The 18,528-nt window shown below is 72.0% G+C and carries 17 protein-coding genes; 8 read left to right on the top strand and 9 right to left on the bottom strand.

Going from position 1 to position 18,528, the window contains the following annotated elements; all coding sequences use genetic code 11:
* The first annotated feature begins 33 nt into the window (after positions 1-33).
* Genes A3Q40_RS08630 through A3Q40_RS08620 form a run of 3 tightly spaced genes read left to right on the top strand, consistent with a single transcriptional unit; the run spans position 34 to position 3,723 of the window.
* Positions 34-801, top strand: a complete 768-nt coding sequence (locus A3Q40_RS08630) for a TSUP family transporter (protein WP_068105690.1) — start codon at positions 34-36, stop codon at positions 799-801.
* Position 802: 1 nt separating this feature from the next.
* A complete protein-coding gene (locus A3Q40_RS08625) occupies positions 803-2,335 on the top strand; it encodes a TldD/PmbA family protein (protein WP_068101370.1) in 1,533 nt (510 codons plus the stop codon).
* Positions 2,332-3,723, top strand: coding sequence for a metallopeptidase TldD-related protein (locus tag A3Q40_RS08620; RefSeq protein ID WP_068101368.1), 1,392 nt, complete (start codon positions 2,332-2,334; stop codon positions 3,721-3,723). The genes A3Q40_RS08625 and A3Q40_RS08620 overlap by 4 nt, the downstream gene beginning before the upstream one ends.
* 27 nt (positions 3,724-3,750) lie before the next feature.
* Here the strand turns inward: A3Q40_RS08620 and A3Q40_RS08615 are convergent, their stop codons facing one another.
* Positions 3,751-4,131, bottom strand: coding sequence for a PPOX class F420-dependent oxidoreductase (locus A3Q40_RS08615; protein WP_068101363.1), 381 nt, complete (start codon positions 4,129-4,131; stop codon positions 3,751-3,753).
* Positions 4,132-4,149: 18 nt separating this feature from the next.
* Entirely contained in the window at positions 4,150-7,752 is a 3,603-nt protein-coding gene (gene cobN / locus A3Q40_RS08610) for a cobaltochelatase subunit CobN (RefSeq protein ID WP_068101360.1), read from the bottom strand.
* Positions 7,753-7,937: 185 nt separating this feature from the next.
* Between cobN and cobG the strand changes: the two genes are divergently transcribed.
* Positions 7,938-9,077 (top strand): precorrin-3B synthase, encoded by a 1,140-nt coding sequence (gene cobG, locus A3Q40_RS08605; protein ID WP_068101357.1) that lies wholly within the window; start codon positions 7,938-7,940, stop codon positions 9,075-9,077.
* On the opposite strand, the gene A3Q40_RS08600 is transcribed toward cobG, so the two are convergent.
* Positions 9,074-9,442, bottom strand: a complete 369-nt coding sequence (locus A3Q40_RS08600) for a hypothetical protein (RefSeq protein ID WP_068101355.1) — start codon at positions 9,440-9,442, stop codon at positions 9,074-9,076. The genes cobG and A3Q40_RS08600 overlap by 4 nt on opposite strands.
* A gap of 96 nt (positions 9,443-9,538) precedes the next feature.
* Between A3Q40_RS08600 and A3Q40_RS20590 the strand changes: the two genes are divergently transcribed.
* Complete coding sequence (locus tag A3Q40_RS20590; RefSeq protein ID WP_068101353.1) at positions 9,539-10,165, top strand: precorrin-8X methylmutase; 627 nt, start codon at positions 9,539-9,541, stop codon at positions 10,163-10,165.
* Complete coding sequence (locus tag A3Q40_RS08590; RefSeq protein WP_068101350.1) at positions 10,162-11,655, top strand: precorrin-2 C(20)-methyltransferase; 1,494 nt, start codon at positions 10,162-10,164, stop codon at positions 11,653-11,655. The genes A3Q40_RS20590 and A3Q40_RS08590 overlap by 4 nt, the downstream gene beginning before the upstream one ends.
* Here A3Q40_RS08590 and A3Q40_RS08585 read toward each other — a convergent pair.
* From A3Q40_RS08585 to A3Q40_RS08570, 4 genes are read right to left on the bottom strand one after another with little or no spacing between them, the layout of a single operon-like run.
* Positions 11,615-12,400 carry a cobalt-precorrin-6A reductase gene (locus A3Q40_RS08585; RefSeq protein WP_068101347.1) on the bottom strand — a complete coding sequence of 262 codons (786 nt, stop codon included), beginning with the start codon at positions 12,398-12,400 and terminating at the stop codon, positions 11,615-11,617. The genes A3Q40_RS08590 and A3Q40_RS08585 overlap by 41 nt on opposite strands.
* Positions 12,401-12,440: 40 nt before the next feature.
* The gene (gene cobM / locus A3Q40_RS08580; RefSeq protein WP_068101345.1) at positions 12,441-13,190 is read right to left on the bottom strand and encodes a precorrin-4 C(11)-methyltransferase; all 750 of its coding nucleotides are present in this window, start codon (positions 13,188-13,190) and stop codon (positions 12,441-12,443) included.
* Positions 13,187-14,389, bottom strand: a complete 1,203-nt coding sequence (locus A3Q40_RS08575; protein ID WP_068105689.1) for a bifunctional cobalt-precorrin-7 (C(5))-methyltransferase/cobalt-precorrin-6B (C(15))-methyltransferase — start codon at positions 14,387-14,389, stop codon at positions 13,187-13,189. The genes cobM and A3Q40_RS08575 overlap by 4 nt, the downstream gene beginning before the upstream one ends.
* Positions 14,386-15,147 carry an SDR family NAD(P)-dependent oxidoreductase gene (locus A3Q40_RS08570; protein ID WP_068105688.1) on the bottom strand — a complete coding sequence of 254 codons (762 nt, stop codon included), beginning with the start codon at positions 15,145-15,147 and terminating at the stop codon, positions 14,386-14,388. Before A3Q40_RS08570 ends, A3Q40_RS08575 begins: the two co-directional genes overlap by 4 nt.
* A 45-nt stretch (positions 15,148-15,192) precedes the next feature.
* Between A3Q40_RS08570 and A3Q40_RS08565 the strand changes: the two genes are divergently transcribed.
* Positions 15,193-15,594, top strand: a complete 402-nt coding sequence (locus tag A3Q40_RS08565; protein WP_068101340.1) for a PPOX class F420-dependent oxidoreductase — start codon at positions 15,193-15,195, stop codon at positions 15,592-15,594.
* 17 nt (positions 15,595-15,611) lie between these two features.
* Here A3Q40_RS08565 and A3Q40_RS08560 read toward each other — a convergent pair whose 3' ends face one another.
* The gene (locus tag A3Q40_RS08560) at positions 15,612-16,370 is read right to left on the bottom strand and encodes a maleylpyruvate isomerase N-terminal domain-containing protein (RefSeq protein WP_068101337.1); all 759 of its coding nucleotides are present in this window, start codon (positions 16,368-16,370) and stop codon (positions 15,612-15,614) included.
* Complete coding sequence (locus A3Q40_RS08555; protein WP_068101334.1) at positions 16,367-17,485, bottom strand: M24 family metallopeptidase; 1,119 nt, start codon at positions 17,483-17,485, stop codon at positions 16,367-16,369. The genes A3Q40_RS08560 and A3Q40_RS08555 overlap by 4 nt, the downstream gene beginning before the upstream one ends.
* Before the next feature lie 69 nt (positions 17,486-17,554).
* Between A3Q40_RS08555 and A3Q40_RS08550 the strand changes: the two genes are divergently transcribed.
* Positions 17,555-18,517 carry a 5'-3' exonuclease gene (locus A3Q40_RS08550; RefSeq protein WP_068101331.1) on the top strand — a complete coding sequence of 321 codons (963 nt, stop codon included), beginning with the start codon at positions 17,555-17,557 and terminating at the stop codon, positions 18,515-18,517.
* Positions 18,518-18,528 lie beyond the last annotated feature (11 nt).

The following is an 18,528-nucleotide window of genomic DNA, read 5'->3' as shown; positions in this document are numbered from 1 at the left end:
GAGTCGAACTCTAGCTGTGATCGAATGACCCGCATGGGAGTCGGTGACTGGTCGGTGCTGCTCGCGGCCGCCCTCGCCGCCGGCTGGGTGGACGCCGTCGTGGGCGGCGGTGGGTTGATCCTGCTGCCCGCCCTGTTGCTGGTGACCCCCGCGGCGACCACGCAGCAGACGATCCTCGCCACCAACAAGCTTGCCGCGGTGGCCGGGACGTCCGCCGCGGTGGTGACGTTCGCCCGCAAGGTCCCACTTCGGTGGCGGCTGATGGCGCCGGCCGGAATGCTCGCCGCGGCCGGGTCGGCGTGCGGGGCCGCGGTGGTCGGTCTGATCGACAAGGACCTCTTCGTCCCCATCGTGCTGGTCGTGCTGGTCGGTGTCGCGATCCTGGTGACGGCGCGTCCGACGGTGGGAGTGGTGATCGGCGAGCCGCCGACCCGTCGTCGCATCACGGTCGTGGTGATCACGGCCGCTGTGGCGATCGGGTTCTACGACGGCATCCTCGGGCCGGGGACCGGAACGTTCCTCATCATCGCCTTCGCCACCCTGCTGGGGACCGAGTTCGTGCGCAGCGCGGCGATGGCAAAGGTGATCAACCTCGGGTCCAACCTCGGGGCACTGGCGTTCTTCTCGTTGACGGTCGACGTGTTGTGGGCGCTGGGCTTCGCCATGGCGGCGGCGAACGTCGCGGGGTCCGTAGTCGGATCGCGGATGGCGCTGGCGCGCGGCGCCGGCTTCGTGCGTGTCGTGCTGCTGGTGGTGGTCGTGGCCCTCGTCATCCGTCTCGGGTGGCAACAGTTCGGCTAGCGTGACGCCGGTGAGAGACGTCGACGCCGATTTCCTGGCTCTCCCCCTGCACGCCCTCGCGGACGCGGCCCTCACCGCGGCCCGGGCGGCGGGCGCCACCCACGCGGATCTGCGCGTGCACCGCGTGCTCACGCAGTCCCTGCATCTGCGCGACGGCGCGGTGCAGTCGGCGGTCGACGGCCGCGCGGTGGGCCTGGCCGTGCGCGTGGTCGTGGACGGCACGTGGGGGTTCGCGTCCGGTGCCGGGCTGCGCGTCGACGACGCGGTGGCGACGGCGAGCGCCGCGGTCCGGGTCGCGTTGGCGCTGCGGGATTTGAACCGGGACCCGGTGATCCTGGCGCCGGAGCCGGTGTACGAGAACGCCGTGCGGGTGAGCGACTATGCGATCGACCCGTTCGAGGTGCCGACGGCGGAGAAGACCGACCTGCTGGCCGACTGGTCCGCTCGCCTGTCCGCGGCGGACGGGGTCGATCACGTGACCGCGTCGGTGCAGCAGGTCAAGGAGCAGACGTTCTACGCCGATCTGGCGGGCTCCCGCATCACCCAGCAGCGCGTGCGACTGCACCCTCAGCTCGAGGCGGTGTCCGTGGGCGGGGACGCGGGGTTCGACTCGATGCGCACGCTCGCGCCGCCGACCGGTCGGGGCTGGGAGTACCTGGTGGGCGACGGCGCCGGCCCGGACGGTCTGTGGGACTGGGACGACGAGCTCGCGCGGATCCCGGACTGGTTGCGCGAGAAGATCGCCGCACCGGGGGTCGAGCCGGGACCGACGGATCTGGTGATCGACCCGACGAATCTGTGGTTGACCATCCACGAGTCGATCGGCCACGCCACGGAGTACGACCGCGCGATCGGCTACGAGGCGGCCTACGCGGGCACGTCCTTCGCGACGCCCGATCGCCTCGGCACGCTGCAGTACGGCAGTCCGGTCATGCACGTCACCGCCGACCGCACCGAGCCGCACGGCCTGGCCACGGTGGGCTGGGACGACGACGGTGTGGCCGCGCAGTCGTGGGACCTGGTGCGGGACGGCGTCCTGGTGGGCTACCAGCTGGATCGCGTGTTCGCCCACCGTCTCGGACTGGACCGGTCCAACGGGTGCTCCTACGCCGACTCGGCGCAGCACGTGCCGATCCAGCGGATGGCCAACGTGTCGTTGCAGCCCGATCCGGCGGTCGATCGGACCGTCGACGATCTCATCGCCGACGTCGAGCACGGCGTCTACGTCGTCGGGGACAAGTCGTGGTCGATCGACATGCAGCGCTACAACTTCCAGTTCACCGGCCAGCGCTTCTTCCGCATCGAGAACGGCCGGTTGGCGGGGCAGGTCCGCGACCTCGCGTACCAGGCGACGACGACGGAGTTCTGGGGCTCGATGGAGGCGGTCGGTGGACCGTCGACGTGGCGCCTCGGTGGCGCCTTCAACTGCGGCAAGGCCCAACCCGGTCAGGTGGCGGCGGTCTCGCACGGATGCCCGGCCGCGCTGTTCCGCGGCGTGAACGTCCTCAACACCAGAACGGAGGGTGACCGATGAGCGCACCCGTGGTTCTCGCCGGACACGACCTGGTCGAGCGTGCCCTGCTCGCCGCGACCGTGAGCGACACCGTCGTGCTGGTCGCCGACGTCTCCGAATCGTCGCTGCGCTGGGCAGGAAACTCCATGACCACCAACGGCATCGCCGACAGTCGGGCGTGGACGGTGGTGTCCATCGTGCGCGACGGCGAGACGACGAGGGTGGGCACGGTGTCGTCGACCAGCGCCGATCCCGACGACGTCGTCGCCGTGGTCCGCGCCGCCGAGGACGCGGCGCGCACCGCTCCCCCGGCCTCGGACGCGGTGGCGCTGATCGCCGGTGAGCAACCGGACGCCGGCTGGGGCGACGTGGCCGCCCGCAGCAGCATCGAGGTGTTCGAGTCGATCGTGCCCGGTCTCGCCCGGGGATTCGACGGCGCCGACGCGCTCTACGGATTCGCCCGGCACACCGTGCGCACTCTGTGGCTCGGCACCTCCACCGGCGTGCGCCGACGCACCGTCGAACCCACGGGGTCGTTCGAGATCAACGGCAAGCGGGGCGGGCTGTTGGACGGCGCCAGCGCCTGGGTGGGTACGCACACGCGGGACTTCGTCGGCCTGGACGTCGACGGGATGTTGGCGGAGCTGTCCCGGCGCCTCGACTGGTCCGCGCGGCGGGTCGAGCTGTCGGCGGGTCGCTACGAGACGATCCTGCCGCCGTCGGCGGTCGCGGATCTCATGATCGACCTCATGTGGTCGATGGACGGGCGCGGTGCGCAGGAGGGCCGAACCGCACTGTCCGCGCCCGGCGGTGGCACTCGCGTCGGCGAGCGGCTGGGCACACTCGGCCTGACGCTGTACTCCGACCCGGCCGAACCGGGCCTCGAATACGCGCCCTTCGTGGTCGCCGAGTCCTCGTCGGACTCGGTGTCGGTGTTCGACAACGGTGTGGACGCCGAGCGCGTCGAGTGGATCGACGACGGCGTGATCTCCGCGCTGGCCTATCCGCGTAGCGCGGCCGCGGAGTTCGGTACCCGCCCGACCGCGCTGGGCGACAACCTCGTCATGACCGGCGGCACCGGGGGAACGATGGACGACCTGGTCGCCCGCACCGAGCGTGGCCTGCTGCTGACGACGCTCTGGTACATCCGCGAGGTCGATCCGACGACGATGCTGCTCACCGGACTGACGCGCGACGGGGTCTACCTCGTCGAGGACGGCCGGATCACGGCGGAGGTCAACAACTTCCGCTTCAACGAGAGCCCGCTCGACCTGCTCCGGCGAGCCACCGAGGCGGGTGCGACCGTCCCCACGCTCCCGCGCGAGTGGTCGGACTGGTTCACCCGCGCGGCCATGCCGCCGCTGCGCGTCCCGGACTTCCACATGTCGTCGGTCAGCGCGGCGCGCTAGGGGGCATCAGCGCGGCGCGCTGACCGCTCACGCGCGGCGGACGGCCAGACCCACGGTGCTCGACTTGCCCTTGACCAGGGCGGAGAAGGTGACACCGATCTTCCCCACCAGGCCGTACTTGGCGGCGATGGCCTTCCGCGTCCGTTCGGTCCCGGCGTCGTCGAGAACCTCCGCGGTGGCCTCGAGCGCGGGTCCGGCGTTGTTGCCGCTACGGTCGCAGGTGGCAACGGTGACGCGCGGGGTGTTTCGAATCCGCTTGACCTTCCACGACTCCCGCTGCGTCCACATGAGCAACTCCTCGCCGTCCAGGGCGGCCCAGATGGGCGTCGGCTTGGGGGTGCCGTCCTTGGTGAACGTGGTCAACAGGACGTACTTCGCGGTACCGACCTCACCGAAGGGGTTCGTCATGCGCACCAGACTAGGCGTTCAGCTGCCCTCGAGCTCGCCCTCGGTCTCGAGGTAGGCCGCGCGCAGGTCGGCGAGCATCGCCGGGTCCGGCTCCGCCCACATGCCGCGTTCGACGGCTTCGAGCAGACGTTCCGAGATCCCGTGCAGCGCCCACGGATTGGAGGTCTCCATGAACTTGCGGTTGGTCTCGTCGAGGACGTAGTTCTCGGTAAGTTTCTCGTACATCCAGTCCTGCACGACGCCCGTCGTGGCGTCGTACCCGAACAGGTAGTCGACCGTGGCGGCCATCTCGAACGCGCCCTTGTACCCGTGGCGCCGCATGGCGTCCATCCACCGGGGGTTGACCACGCGGGCGCGGAAGACGCGCGAGGTCTCCTCGTGCAGGGTGCGAGTGCGCACGGACTCGGGCCGGGTGCTGTCGCCGATGTAGGCCTCGGGCGACGATCCGGTCAGCGCCCGCACCGTGGCCACCATGCCGCCGTGGTACTGGAAGTAGTCGTCGGAATCGGCGATGTCGTGCTCGCGGGTGTCGGTGTTCTTGGCCGCCACCGCGATGCGACGGTAGGACGCGCGCATGTCGTCCGCCGCCGGGACGCCGTCCAGGCCGCGCCCGTACGCGAAGCCGCCCCACGTGGTGTAGACCTGTGCGAGATCGTCGTCGCTGCGCCAGCTCTTGCTGTCGATCAGCTGCAGCAGCCCCGCGCCGTACGTCCCCGGCTTGGACCCGAAGATGCGGGTGGTGGCCCGACGCTCGTCGCCGTGTTCGGCGAGGTCCGCCTGCATGTGGGCGCGCACGTAGTTCTGCTCGGCCGGCTCGTCCAGCCCGGCGACCAGGCGAACCGCGTCGTCGAGAAGGGCGAGCACGTGCGGGAAGGCGTCGCGGAAGAACCCGCTGATGCGGACCGTGACGTCGATGCGCGGGCGGCCCAGCTCCGCGAGCGAGATCGCCTCGAGGCGGGTGACGCGGCGCGAGGCCTCGTCCCACACGGGCGCGACGCCGAGTAGGGCGAACACTTCCGCGACGTCGTCGCCCGAGGTCCGCATCGCGCTGGTCCCCCACACCGACAGCCCGACCGACGACGGGTACTCGCCGTGATCGGCCAGGTACCGGGCGACGAGGGATTCCGCCATCGCCTGGCCCGTCTCCCACGCCAGGCGCGACGGCACGGCCTTCGGGTCCACGGAGTAGAAGTTGCGCCCGGTCGGTAGCACGTTGATCAGCCCGCGCAGGGGCGAGCCACTGGGTCCGGCGGGGACGAATCCGCCGTTCAGGGCATGCAGGACGCGCTCGACCTCCTGATCGGTCGCACGCAGGCGCGGCACCACCTCGACGGCGGCGAAGCGCAGGATGTCCGCGACGGTGGCCGGCAGGCCGGCCGCGATGTCGTCGACCGCGCTCTCCGCCCAGTCCGCGCGGGCGAGGGCCGCCACCAGACCGCGCGCCTGCTCCTCGATCGCGTCGACGGACGTGCGGGCCTCGTCGCCGTCCTCGCTGAGTCCGAGCGCTTCCCGCAGTCCGGGCACGGTCCGCTCGCCGCCCCACATCTGCCGGGCGCGCAGCATCGCGAGCACCAGATCCACCTCGGCCTCGCCATGCGGGGCCTCGCCGAGCACGTGCAACCCGTCGCGGATCTGGACGTCCTTGATCTCGCAGAGCCAGCCGTCGACGTGCAGGAGCATGTCGTCGAAGACCTCTTCGTCGGGCCGCTCCTCGAGGCCGAGGTCCTTGTGCATCTGCGCCGCCGTCATCAGCGTCCAGATCTGCTGACGGATCGCCGGGAGCTTGGCGGGGTCGAGGGTGGAGATGTTCGAGTGTTCGTCCAGAAGCTGCTCGAGCCGGGTGATGTCGCCGTAGCTCTCGGCCCGCGCCATCGGCGGTATGAGGTGGTCCACCAGCGTCGCGTGGGCCCGGCGCTTGGCCTGGGTCCCCTCACCGGGGTCGTTGACCAGGAACGGGTAGATCAGCGGCAGATCGCCGAGCGCGGCGTCGGTCCCGCAGGAGGCGGACATGCCCAGCGTCTTGCCCGGCAGCCACTCGAGGTTGCCGTGCTTGCCCAGGTGCACCACCGCGTCGGCGCCGAACCCACCGTCGTCGACGGGGGCCGCCAGCCATCGGTAGGCGGCGAGGTAGTGGTGACTCGGGGGCAGGTCCGGATCGTGGTAGATCGCGACGGGGTTCTCGCCGAACCCGCGTGGCGGCTGCACCATGAGGACGACGTTGCCGAATCGCAGTGCGGCGATGACGATCTCACCGTCCGGGTCGGCGCTGCGGTCGACGTAGAGCGAGCCGGGCGCCTCGCCCCAGTGCCCCGTCACACCGTCCCGCAGATCAGCCGGCAGCGTCGCGAACCACCGGCGGTACCGTGCGGCCGAGATGCGGATCGGGTTGCCCTCGAGCTGCTCGGCGGTCAGCCAGTCGGCGTCCTGCCCACCCGCGGCGATGAGGGCGTGAATCAGGGCGTCGCCGTCGCGGGCGGCGAGCCCCGGTACGGCGTCGTCGCCCGTCTCGGGGCCGACGTCGTATCCGTGCTCGCGCATCATGGTCAGCATGCGAATCGCCGACGCGGGGGTGTCGAGCCCGACGGCGTTGCCGATGCGGGCGTGCTTGGTCGGGTACGCCGACAGCATGAGGACGACGCGCTTGTCCGCGGCCGGGATGTGACGAAGCCGCGCGTGCCGGACGGCGATGCCCGCGACGCGCGCGCACCGCTCGTGATCCGGGACGTAGGTGCTCAGGCCGTCGTCGTCGAACTCCTTGAACGAGAACGGCACCGTGATGATGCGGCCGTCGAATTCCGGCACCGCCACCTGGGTGGCGACGTCGAGCGGTGAGAGGCCGTCGTCGTTCGCCTCCCACGTCGCACGCGGGCTGGTCAGGCAGAGTCCCTGGAGAATCGGAACGTCGAGGGCGGCCAGCTCGGCCACGTCCCACGCCTCGTCGTCGCCACCGGCGGACGCACCGGCGGGCTTGGTGCCACCGGCGGCGAGCACCGTCACCACCATCGAGTCGGCCTGCCGCAGCGTCGCCAGCAGGTCGCCGTCGGCGTTGCGTAGGGACGCGCAGTAGATCGGCAGGGGCCGGGCACCGTGCGCGGCGAGGGCGTCGCACAGCGCGTGGACGTAACCGACGTTCCCCGCGAGATGCTGGGCGCGGTAGTACAGGACGGCGACGGTGGGCCCGTGGGAGGCGCTGTCGGGTCGTTCCAGGTGGCCCCACGTCGGGAGGTGGGCGGGCTCGGCGAACCCGTGTCCGGTGAGCAGCACGGTGTCCGAGAGGAAGAAGGCGAGCTGGCGGAGGTTCTCGGCACCACCCTCGGCGAGGTACTGGTGCGCCTGCGCCGCGACACCGGCGGGCACGGTCGACAGCTCCATCAGTTCCGCGTCCGGGGCCTGTTCGCCGCCGAGCATCACCACGGGCAGACCCGACCCGAGGACGGCGTCGATGCCCGCCTCCCACATGCGGCGGCCGCCGAGGATGCGGACGACGACGAGGTCGACGCCGTCGAGGAGTGTGGGGAGCTCGTCGACCAGGACACGGGAGGGGTTGGCCCACCGGAAGTCGGCACCGCTCGCGCGGGCGCTGAGCAGGTCGGTGTCGGAGGTCGAGAGCAGCAGAATCATGCGGTGGTGCCTTCCTCGGGGTGTTCGCGCCCCATCGGCAGAGTGTCGGCGAGCAGCCCGAGGTCCGACTTCCGGGCGAGACATGCCCGGTCACGGTGGCGCGACCGCGCCGGATTCCCACCGGCTTCCCCGCTGCTCCTGGCGTGATCGTACGGCGAGCACGGGCCCGTCCGTAATCTGGACCGGTGAGCTCGCCCGACCGCACCCGTCCCGACGCCTGCCCCGGCGCGTTGCAGGTCCACGTCGCGACGGACGGGGCCCTCGCGCGAGTGCGTCTCCCGGGCGGCCGGGTCACCTCCGCCCAGTTGGCCGTGCTCGCGGGTGCGGCGACCGAGCTCGGCGACGGTGACCTGGTGCTCACCTCGCGCGGCAACGTGCAACTGCGAGCGGTATCGGATCCCGACGAGCTCGCCCGGCGTCTCGCCGAAGCCGGACTGCTGCCGTCGGAGACGCACGAGCGGGTGCGGAACATCCTCGCCTCCCCGCTGTCGGGTCGGGTGGACGGGACCGGGCCCGCCGGCACGGACGTGCGGGGCCTCGTCGCCGACCTCGACGCCGGACTGCGCGCGGACCCCTCTCTCGCCGATCTGCCCGGCCGGATTCTGTTCTCGCTCGACGACGGGCGTGGCGACGTCTCCGGGCTCGGCGCCGACATCGGGGTCCATGCGACGGGTGACGACGAGTTCGCGCTGGTCCTCGGCGGCGACGACACCGGGGTGCGACTCGGCCGAGCCGACGCCGTCGACGTGATGCTCGCGGCGGCGCGCGCCTTCCGTGACGCGCGGGACGGGCACTGGCGGGTCACGGAACTGCCCGGCGGCGCGGCCGACGTCCTGGACCGGCTGTCGATGTCGGCGTCCGCGTCGCCCCTCCCCTTCCCACCGTCCGAGACGGCCCCCATCGGGTGGTTCGTGCAGCACGATGCGACGGTGGCCCTGGGGGCGACGGTCGCGCACGGGGTGCTGCCGGCCCGGACGGCGGAATTCCTCGCCGCGGTGGACCGCGACGTGATCGTCACGCCGTGGCGCTCGCTCGTCCTGGTGGACCTCGACGAGTGGGCGGCCGAACAGGTGGTGCGGGTCCTCGCCCCCATGGGGCTGATCTTCGACGCGGAGTCGCCCTGGGCTCGCGTGAGCTCGTGCGTCGGCTCCCCCGGCTGCGCCAAGTCCCGCGCCGACGTCCGCGCGGACCTCGACGCGGCGGTGGCCGCGGACGAGATCGGCGCGGGCCGCGAACACTGGGTGGGCTGCGAGCGTCGGTGCGGCCGACCCGTCGGCGAGGTCACCGACGTCGTCGCGACGGACGACGGGTACCGCCGTACCTAGGGATTCACCTGCGCGACGTTGTCGAAGGGGTAGGCCTCGCCGTTGCCCGCGTAGGCGACCACGAAGACGGGGATCGACCTGCTGATGCCGCACCCGACATAGCCGAACGGCGCGGAGCCTCCCGGCGGGATGTCGCCGATGCCGATGTTGTCGAACACGAGACCGGCCCACTGCACTCGGACGCCGCCGGCGGTGACATCGCCGCGGTTGACCACGGCGCCCGAGCACGTTTCCGTCGAGCGCACCACCTGCAGGTCCGGCCCCCGCACCGGCGCGGCGGCGGCGGCGCCGGGAACGAGGACCGCTCCGGCGGCGGCGCCGGCGGTGAGCAGGGCGAGGGTGGCGCGGCGGACGGTGTGGGTCACGGTTGCTCCTGGGGATCGTCGGCGTGATGGTGGTGACCGTCACATCGTCGGGGGCGTCGGCACCGTTAGCGACCCGTCTCCCTATCGTGGAGTCCCATGTACGACTACGTGCGCGACGGCGACGAGATCTACCGGCGCTCGTTCGCGACCATCCGCGCGGAGGCGGATCTGTCGGCGTTTCCGGCCGACGTGGCCCAGGTCGTGGTGCGGATGATCCACGCCTGCGGCGAGGTGGATCTCGCGCAGTCCATCGCCTCGACGCCCGACGTCGTCGCGAAGGGCCGTGCCGCGTTGCGGGCCGGTGCGCCGGTGCTGTGCGACGCCACGATGGTGGCGGCGGGGGTCACGCGGCGACGGTTGCCGGCGGACAACGAGGTGCTCTGCACGCTGAACGATCCGCGGGTTCCGGAGATGGCGCGAGCCCTGGACACGACGAGAACGGCTGCGGCGGTGGATCTCTGGGTCGACCGGCTGGACGGCGCGGTCGTGGCGATCGGGAACGCGCCCACCGCACTGTTCCGCTTGCTCGAGCTGCTCGAGGCGGGCGCGCCGCGGCCGGCCGCCGTGGTGGGCGGCCCGGTCGGCTTCATCGGCGCGGCCGAGTCGAAGGACGACCTGGTGGCGTCGGCCCTCGGACTCGATCACCTGGTGGTGCTCGGACGTCGGGGCGGGAGCGCCATCACGGCGGCCGCCGTCAACGCGCTGGCGACGGAGCAGGAGTGACCGGCAAGCTGTGGGGCGTCGGGATCGGCCCGGGTGACCCCGAGCTGGTCACGGTGAAGGGCGCCCGCGTCATCGCCGAGGCCGACGTGGTCGCGTTTCACAGCGCCCGCGGCAGCAGCATCGCCCGGCGCACGGCGGAGCCGTACCTGCGCGGCGATCAGATCGAGGAGCACCTGGTCTACCCGGTCACCACTGGGACCACCAATCATCCGCTGGGGTACGACGGTGCCATCGCCGACTTCTACACCGAGGCCGCGGAGCGTCTGGCCGCGCACCTCGCGGCGGGGCGGTCGGTCGCGCTGCTCGCCGCGGGAGATCCCCTCTTCTACAGCTCGTATCAGCACATGCACGTGCGCCTGGCGGATCGCTTCGAGACCGAGGTCGTGCCCGGTGTCACCAGCGTCAGCGCCGCGTCCGCCGCGCTCGGTGAGCCCCTGGTCGAAGGCGAGGAGGTGCTCACCGTGCTGCCGGGGACCCTGCCGGTGCCGGAGCTCACCCGCCGGCTCCGCGAGACGGACTCGGCGGCGATTCTCAAACTCGGACGCACGTTTCCCGCTGTGCGACAAGCGCTCTCGGATGCCGGACGGCTTTCCGAAGCCCGGTACGTCGAGCGTGCCAGCACCGTCGGTGAGCGAGTCGGTTCGCTCGCCGAGGTCGACGAGTCGTCCGTGCCGTATTTCTCCATCGCCGTCGTCCCCAGCCCGTCGTACGCCGCGACCGAGGCTTCCGCCGCGGGCGAGGTGGTCGTCGTCGGCCTGGGTCCGGGCGACGACCGCTGGACGACGCCGGAGGTCCGCGAGGAACTGGCGCGCGCGACCGACCTGGTCGGCTACACCACCTACATCGACCGGGTGCCGGTCAGGCCGGGACAGCGTCGGCACGCCAGCGACAACCGCGTCGAGTCCGAGCGGGCCGAGATGGCCCTCGACCTCGCCGATCGCGGGTCGCGGGTGGTGGTCGTGTCGTCGGGTGATCCCGGCGTCTTCGCGATGGCCGCCGCCGTGCTCGAGGTGGCGGCCGAGCCGCGATGGCAGCACGTTCCGGTCCGGGTGTGTCCCGGAGTGACGGCGGCCAACGCCGTCGCCAGCCGGGTGGGTGCGCCGCTCGGGCACGACTACGCCGTGATCTCGCTGTCCGACCGGCTCAAGCCGTGGGACGTCGTCGAGCGTCGTCTGCGGGCGGTGGCGGCGGCGGACATGGCCGTCGCGATCTACAACCCCGCCTCCCGCACTCGTCGGCACCAGGTCGCCGCGCTCAAGGACATCGCGCTCGAGTACCGGGATCCGGCGACGCCGGTGATCGTCGGCCGCGACGTCTCCGGTCCCGAGGAGACGGTGACGGTGGTCGATCTGATCGACCTCGATCCCGAGACGATCGACATGCGATGCCTGCTCATCATCGGCGCGTCGACGACGGCGGTGGACCGCTCGGGTCCGTCGCCGCGGGTGTTCACGTCTCGTCGGTACTCGAACGATCCCGCTCGGGCCTGACGGGTCGGGTGGTCAGCACCCAGCGCTCGCAGTCCGCCACCGTCGACACGAACGGGGTGTTCTCGGGCAACGGCGGACGTTCCACCACGACGACGGGCAGACCACGCTCACGCGCGACGCGCAGTTTGGCGGAGGTCAGCTTGCCGCCGCTGTTCTTGGTCACCAGAACGTCGACGTCCGTGCGCGCGAACAACTCTCGTTCGGAGTCGAGGTCGAACGGTCCGCGCTCGGCCAGCACCGTCGTCCGCGGTGGCATCGGGTCCTCCGGCGGGTCGATGCACCGCACCGTGAACTCGCGATCGTCGAGGTGCGCGAAGTGATGGACACCTTGCCGTCCGATGGTGAGCAGAACGCGGCGCCACTCGGGGTGATCCGCGATCACGGCGGCCGCGTCCGCCGTCGACGCCGCCGACACCCACCGATCGTCGGGTAGCGGCGACCACGGCGCCCGGTGCAGCACCATCAGCGGCACGGATTCGTCGGCGGCGGCCTGCACCGCGTGGCGTGTCATGGTCTCCGCGTACGGGTGCGTGGCGTCCACCAGGTGCGTCACGTCGTGCTCGCGCAGCCACGCGCGCAGCCCGTCGACTCCACCGAAGCCGCCGCTGCGGACCTCGCCGACGGGCAGTGCCGGATCGGCGACCCGGCCCGCCAGCGACGACGTCACCGTGACGCCTCGGCGTCCGTGCAGTGCGGCCGCGAGCTGGCGGGCCTCCGACGTCCCGCCGAGAAGAAGAACGTGCATGGATCGAGCCTAACCAGGACCCGACGAGAGCAGCCGGTGGCTAGTGATCGAGCGCGCGTCGGGCGCTCGAGTACAGGAAGCTGTCCGGGAATCCCTCCGCCGCGAGGACACGGCCGACCACGATGACGGCGGTGCGGACGATGCCGGCGGCCACGGTCGCCGCCGCGATGTCGGCGAGGGTCCCGCGCACGATCGTCTCGTCGTCCCGGCTCGCGAACGCGACGACGGCCACCGGGCAGTCCGCGCCGTAGTGCCGCGCCAGTTCGACGGCGATGGGGTCGATCTGCCGCGCGCCGAGGTGGATCACCATCGTGGCGCGACTGCGCGCGAGGGTCGCGAGGTCCTCGCCGTCCGGCATCGCCGTCGACAGCGTCGAGATGCGCGTCAGGACGACGGTCTGCGACACCTCCGGGACGGTGAGCTCCCGTTTCAGGGCGGCCGACGCGGCGGCGAACGACGGGACGCCCGGCACGATCTCGTAGTCGACACCGGCCGCGTCGAGGCGGCGGGCCTGCTCGGCGACGGCGCTGTAGAGCGACGGGTCGCCCGAGTGGACGCGGGCCACGTCCTCGCCGCGGGCAGTGGCGTCGACCATCTCGGCGACGATGGCGTCGAGGGTCATCCGGGAGGAGTCGATCACTCGCGCCTCGGCCGGGCAGGTCGCCAACAGCTCCCGTGGCACCAGCGATCCCGCGTACAGGCATACCGGGCTCGACGCGATGATCCTCGCGCCCCGGACGGTGATCAGGTCCGCGGCGCCGGGGCCCGCGCCCACGAAGTACACGGTCATGCGCGCACCACACACCACTGCGTCACCGGCATCTGCGGGCGCCACCCGGTGAAGCCGCCCACCGGCTCCCCCCGCTGGATCTGGATGCGGCGCAGCGTGCCGCCGTGCTCGGTGAACCAGTGAAAGACCAGGGCCTCGGTCTCGGCGGTGACGGCGTTGACCACCATGCGCCCACCGGGTCGCAGTGCGGCCCAGCAGGCGTCGAGCATGCCCGGTGCCGTCGCCCCGCCCCCGACGAAGATCGCGTCCGGCAACGGCGCGTCCGTGAGGGCGGCCGGGGCGGCGCCGTGAATCTCGAGACCGGGGACGCCCAACGCGCGGGCATTGTCGGCGATGGTGCGGGCCCGCTCCGGAACCCGCTCGAAGGTGTCGGCGCGGCACCGCGGATGGGTCCGCATCCACTCGATCGCGATGCTGCCCGATCCGCCGCCCACGTCCCAGAGCCGTTCTCCCGGTACGGGATCGAGCGCGGCGAGCGTGAGGGCACGAACCTCGCGCTTGGTCAGCTGACCGTCGCCGGAATAGGCGTCGTCGGGCAGACCGGGGTTGCGGGTCCGGCGTGGTCCGGTGACCGGTACCTCCACGGCGACCACGTTCAGCGGATCGACGTCGTCGGCCCGCCAGTCGCCCGCCGTCGTGCTCCGGACGCGTTCGGTCCGGCCACCCAGCGATTCGAGCACAGTCATCCGGGCATCGCCGAACCCGTTCTCCCGCAGCAGGATCGCGACGGCAGTCGGGGTGGTGTCGTTCTCGGCGAGCACGATCAGCCGCGCCGACGGGTGCAGCGCGGGCAGCACGGTGGCGGGGTCGCGGGCGACGAGGGAGACCACCTCGACGTCGGGGAGCGACCACCCGAGTCGCGCACACGCCAACGAGACCGAACTGGGATGTGGGAACACCCGGAGGGTGTCGGCGCCGACGAGACGCGCCAGCGTCGTTCCGATCCCGTGGAACATGGGATCGCCGCTCGCCAGGACGCACCGTCGCCGATCGGCGTGCTCGTCGAGTGTCGACCGCAGCGTCGGAAGCAGGGGCGTCGGCCACGGGATGCGTTGTGCACCGGCGGCGTCGAGGGGCACGGCATCGAGCTGACGAGGCGAACCGAACAACACCTCGGCCGCGGCCACCGCGTCGCGCGACGCCGGCGCCAGGCCGTCCCATCCGTCGGCGCCGATCCCGACGACATCGATCGGCGTCATCGCGGCATCCGCCGCCACACCGCCCGCGGCAGCAGACGCATCACCGCGAAGACCGGACGCAATCTCCCCGGAATCCAGACGGTGTCGCGTCCGGTCCGCAGCGCCGTCGCGACGGCGTCGGCCACCTGCTCGGGCGTACTGGACATCGGCGCGGGCGACATGCCCTCCGTCATCGACCCGATCACGAAGCCCGGCCGCGCCAGCACCAGCCGAACTCCGCTGCCGTGCAACGCATCCTGCAGACCGGAGGCGAACCCGTCGAGACCTGCTTTCGCGGAGCCGTACACGTAGTTGGCGCGGCGAACTCGCACCCCGGCCACCGAGGAGAAGACGACGATCTCACCGGACCCTCGCCGCCGCAGGAGATCCGCGACCAGCGTCAGCAGGTGGACGTGTGCGGTGTAGTCGGTGTGCACGATCGCGGCCGCGTGCGCGGCGTCGGTCTCGGCGCGTCCCTGATCGCCCAGGATGCCGAACGCGACCACCACGGTGCCGATCGGCCCGTGCTCGGACTCCGCTCGGGCGAGGACGTCGGCGTGGGACCCGAGGTCGTCGGCGTCGAACTCCACCGTCGCGACCGCCGTGGCGCCGGCGGAGTCCAGACGGGCGATCGAGTTCGCCAGGTCGTGACTGCGCCGAGCGGCCAGCACGACCCGTCGTCCGGGCGCGAGCCGGGCGGCCAATTCGACGCCGATGTCACTACGTCCGCCGAACAGCAGCACGGTTCCGGGATCGGTCACCGCACCAGTGTCCTCCACGTCCTCCACCGACCGACGGTCGCGGTCCCCCGGTACCGTGACGGCATGCCCAGCGACGCTTCGTCCCTGAACGCCGACGCCGTCGCGTTCCTCACCGAGCGCCATCTCGCGACGCTCGCCACGCTGCGTCCGGACGGGACGCCGCACGTCGTCGCCGTCGGGTTCACGTGGGACCCCGAGGCCGGAGTCGCGCGGGTCATCACCCGTGAGGGGTCGCAGAAGGTGCGCAACGCCGAGCGCGGCGGGTACGCCGCGGTGACCCAGGTGGACGGGGCCCGGTGGCTGACCCTCGAAGGCCCGTCGCGCGTGGTTCGCGACGTCGAGAGCGTGCGCGACGCCGAGAACCGCTACGCCGCCCGCTACAAGCCGCCGCGGGAGAACCCGCAGCGTGTCGTCGTCGAGATCACGGTGCAGCGCGTCCTGGGGTCGGCTTCGCTGCGCGACTGACGTCGGGAGCGCGATCCTCAGAAGCGAGACGCCTCGAGCAGGGCTCGGGCGACGGCGAGATCGCCGACCGTGTCGAGCGCCTCCACCGGGCGGCGACGCCACAGCGTGAGATACAGCGCGGCCGTGTCCCCCCGCAGTGCCACCGGGGACTTCTCGTGCCCCCGGTGCGCCGTGACTCCGTCCTCGCCGAGGGTGATCACCCATTCGACGTCGGCGCGGTCGGTGGCGTGAAGGTGGACCGTCGATCCCACGGCCGCAGGGTCGATGCGGTCCGCGGCGAGCCGGAATCGGTACTGCAGCTCGGTGAGCTCGGCGATACCGTCCGCCGAGGACTCCGCGTCGAGCGGTTCGGGAACCGGACCCCCGGCGGCATGCACGGCGTCGGCAGCGTCGATTCGATGCACGCTCACCTCGTGCGCGGTACGGCGGCTCCAGAACGCGGCGGTCCGCAGTCCGACGAACGTCTCGGTGGGGCGCTCCGGATCGGTCTCCGTCAGCACCTCGATCACGTCGCGCAGGGAGTCGCGGTAGGCCTCCAGCGCGTCCGGACCCTTCGGCAACGACGCGACGTCTTCCCGAGCTATGCGCGCGACGTCGGCACCCGGGCCGGCCCGCAGGACGCTCGCGACCCACCGATGCACCTTGCCGGTGTGGCGCACGACGTGTTCGAGGGTCCACCCCGGCACGGTTGGGACGGGCGCGGACAGCGCGTCGGCCGGCATGGCGGCCAGGCGGTCTCCCTCGCGCGCGATGGTCGCGAGGTGGTCGAGTGTCATCGGCCGGCGAGGACGGTCAGCCCGTGCGGGCGGGTGTTGACCGATTCGCACCCGTCGGCCGTCACCACCACGATGTCCTCGATGCGGGCACCCCAGTCCCCGCGGAAGTAGATGCCCGGCTCGATGCTGAAGGCCATGCCCTCGGTGAGCGGAATGTCGTTGCCGCCCACGATGTACGGCTCCTCGTGGACCGACAGGCCGATGCCGTGGCCGGTGCGGTGCAGGAACACCTCGGCGAGTCCTTCGGCGGCCAGCACGTCGCGTGCGGCGGCGTCCACGGCCTCCGCCGTCACGCCCGGGCGCACCGCGTCGACGGCCGCTTGCTGGGCGCGCTCGAGGACGGCGACCCGGGCCGCGACCTCGGGGGTCGGCTCCCCCATCACGTACGTCCGCGTCGAATCGGAGTAGTAGCCGGGTTCGACCGGCCCGCCGATGTCGATCACGACGACGTCGCCCGTCTCGACGACGCGGTCGGACACCTCGTGGTGCGGATCGGCTCCGTGGGGGCCGGAGCCGACGATGACGAACGCCGCCTCGGTGTGCCCCTCCTCGACGATGGCGGCCGAGATCGCCTGCGCCACCACGGCTTCGGTACGCCCGACCACCAAGAGCTCGGCCATGCGGGCGTGGACGCGGTCGATCGCCGACCCGGCCTGCCGCAGGGCGTCGATCTCCGCCGCGTCCTTGACCATGCGCAGCTCGCGGAGCACCGGTGTCGCGAGAGCGGGCACGGATCCCAGCTCGTCGGCGATCGGGACCAGGTGCAGAGCGGGCATCGCGTCGGCCACGGCGACGCGTGCCTGCGGCGGCACCGCGTCGGTCACCATGCGGTGCGGATTCTGCCCGTCCACCCAGTCGCGGAGCTCGAGGCCGAGGTCCTCGGCAGCCGAGTCCTGCAGGGCCGCCAGTTCGATTCGCGGGACCACGACGAACGGCGCCGCGTCCGCCAGGACCACCAGGCAGGTGAGACGTTCGAAGGACTCGGCGCGGGATCCGAGCAGGTAGGCGAGGTCCGGACCCGGCGTCACCAGCAGCGCGCCGACGCCGGCGGAGCGCATCAGCTCCGCCGCCCGGCTCAGTCGATCTCGGTACACCTCGGCAGGAAAACGCGTCATGCCGCCAGGTTATCGAGGTGGGGCCGTCCGTCGATGCCCGGACGGCCCGATGCGGCAGGATGAGCCACCATGACCGACGATTCCGTCCCCGGCACCGTCCTGCTGCTCGACGCCGCCAGTCTGTGGTTCCGCGCGTTCCACGCGCTCCCCGAATCCATCACCGCGCCCGACGGACGGCCGGTGAACGCGGTCCGTGGGTTCGTCGACATGGTCGCCTCCCTGATCACCCGCACGCAGCCCACGCGGCTCGCCGTGTGCCTCGATCTGGACTGGCGGCCGAGGTTCCGGGTCGACCTCGTTCCGTCCTACAAGGCGCACCGGGTGCTCGAGGAGTCGGCGGCCGGGCCGGATGCGGAGGAAGCGCCCGACGCGCTCGGCCCGCAGGTGAATCTCATTCTCGAGTTCCTGACGGCGGCGGGGATCGCCACTGCCGGCGCGGAAGGACTCGAGGCCGACGACGTTCTGGGCACCCTCGCCGCCACGGAACGTCGCGACCGCGTGGTGGTCGTCAGCGGTGACCGCGACCTGCTGCAGGTGGTGGCGGACGAGCCGGTTCCGGTCCGGGTTCTCTACGCCGGCCGCGGGTTGGCGAAGGCGGAGCTCTTCGGGCCTGCCGAGGTCGCCGAGAAGTACGGCGTGCCGACCGATCGGCCCGGACCCGCCTACGCGGAACTCGCTCTGCTGCGCGGGGATTCGTCGGACGGATTACCCGGGGTCAAGGGCGTCGGCGAGAAGACGGCGTCGTCGCTCATCACGCGGTGGGGATCGCTCGAGGCCCTGCTGGCCGCCGCCGACTCGGGCGACACGGACCTCGCCGCAGGGATGCGCGCCAAGCTCGCGGCAGCGCGGGAGTACATCGACGCGGCCCTCCCCGTGGTGCGGGTGGTGACCGACGCGGACATCCTGTGGTCGAAGTCCGACGACCTCCCTACCGAGCCCGTCGATCCCGGGCGATTGGACGCCCTTGCGGCCGAGTTGGGGCTCGAGAATTCCGCCGAGCGCCTTCGGAAGGCGATGGCCCGCGGTCGGTAGGGCCGACGGGC

This window comes from Rhodococcus sp. PBTS 1, assembly GCF_001620025.1.
GTDB lineage: Bacteria > Actinomycetota > Actinomycetes > Mycobacteriales > Mycobacteriaceae > Rhodococcoides > Rhodococcoides kroppenstedtii.
The sequence above is the reverse complement of the archived record's forward strand: the minus strand, read 5'-3'. Positions and strand labels throughout refer to the sequence as shown.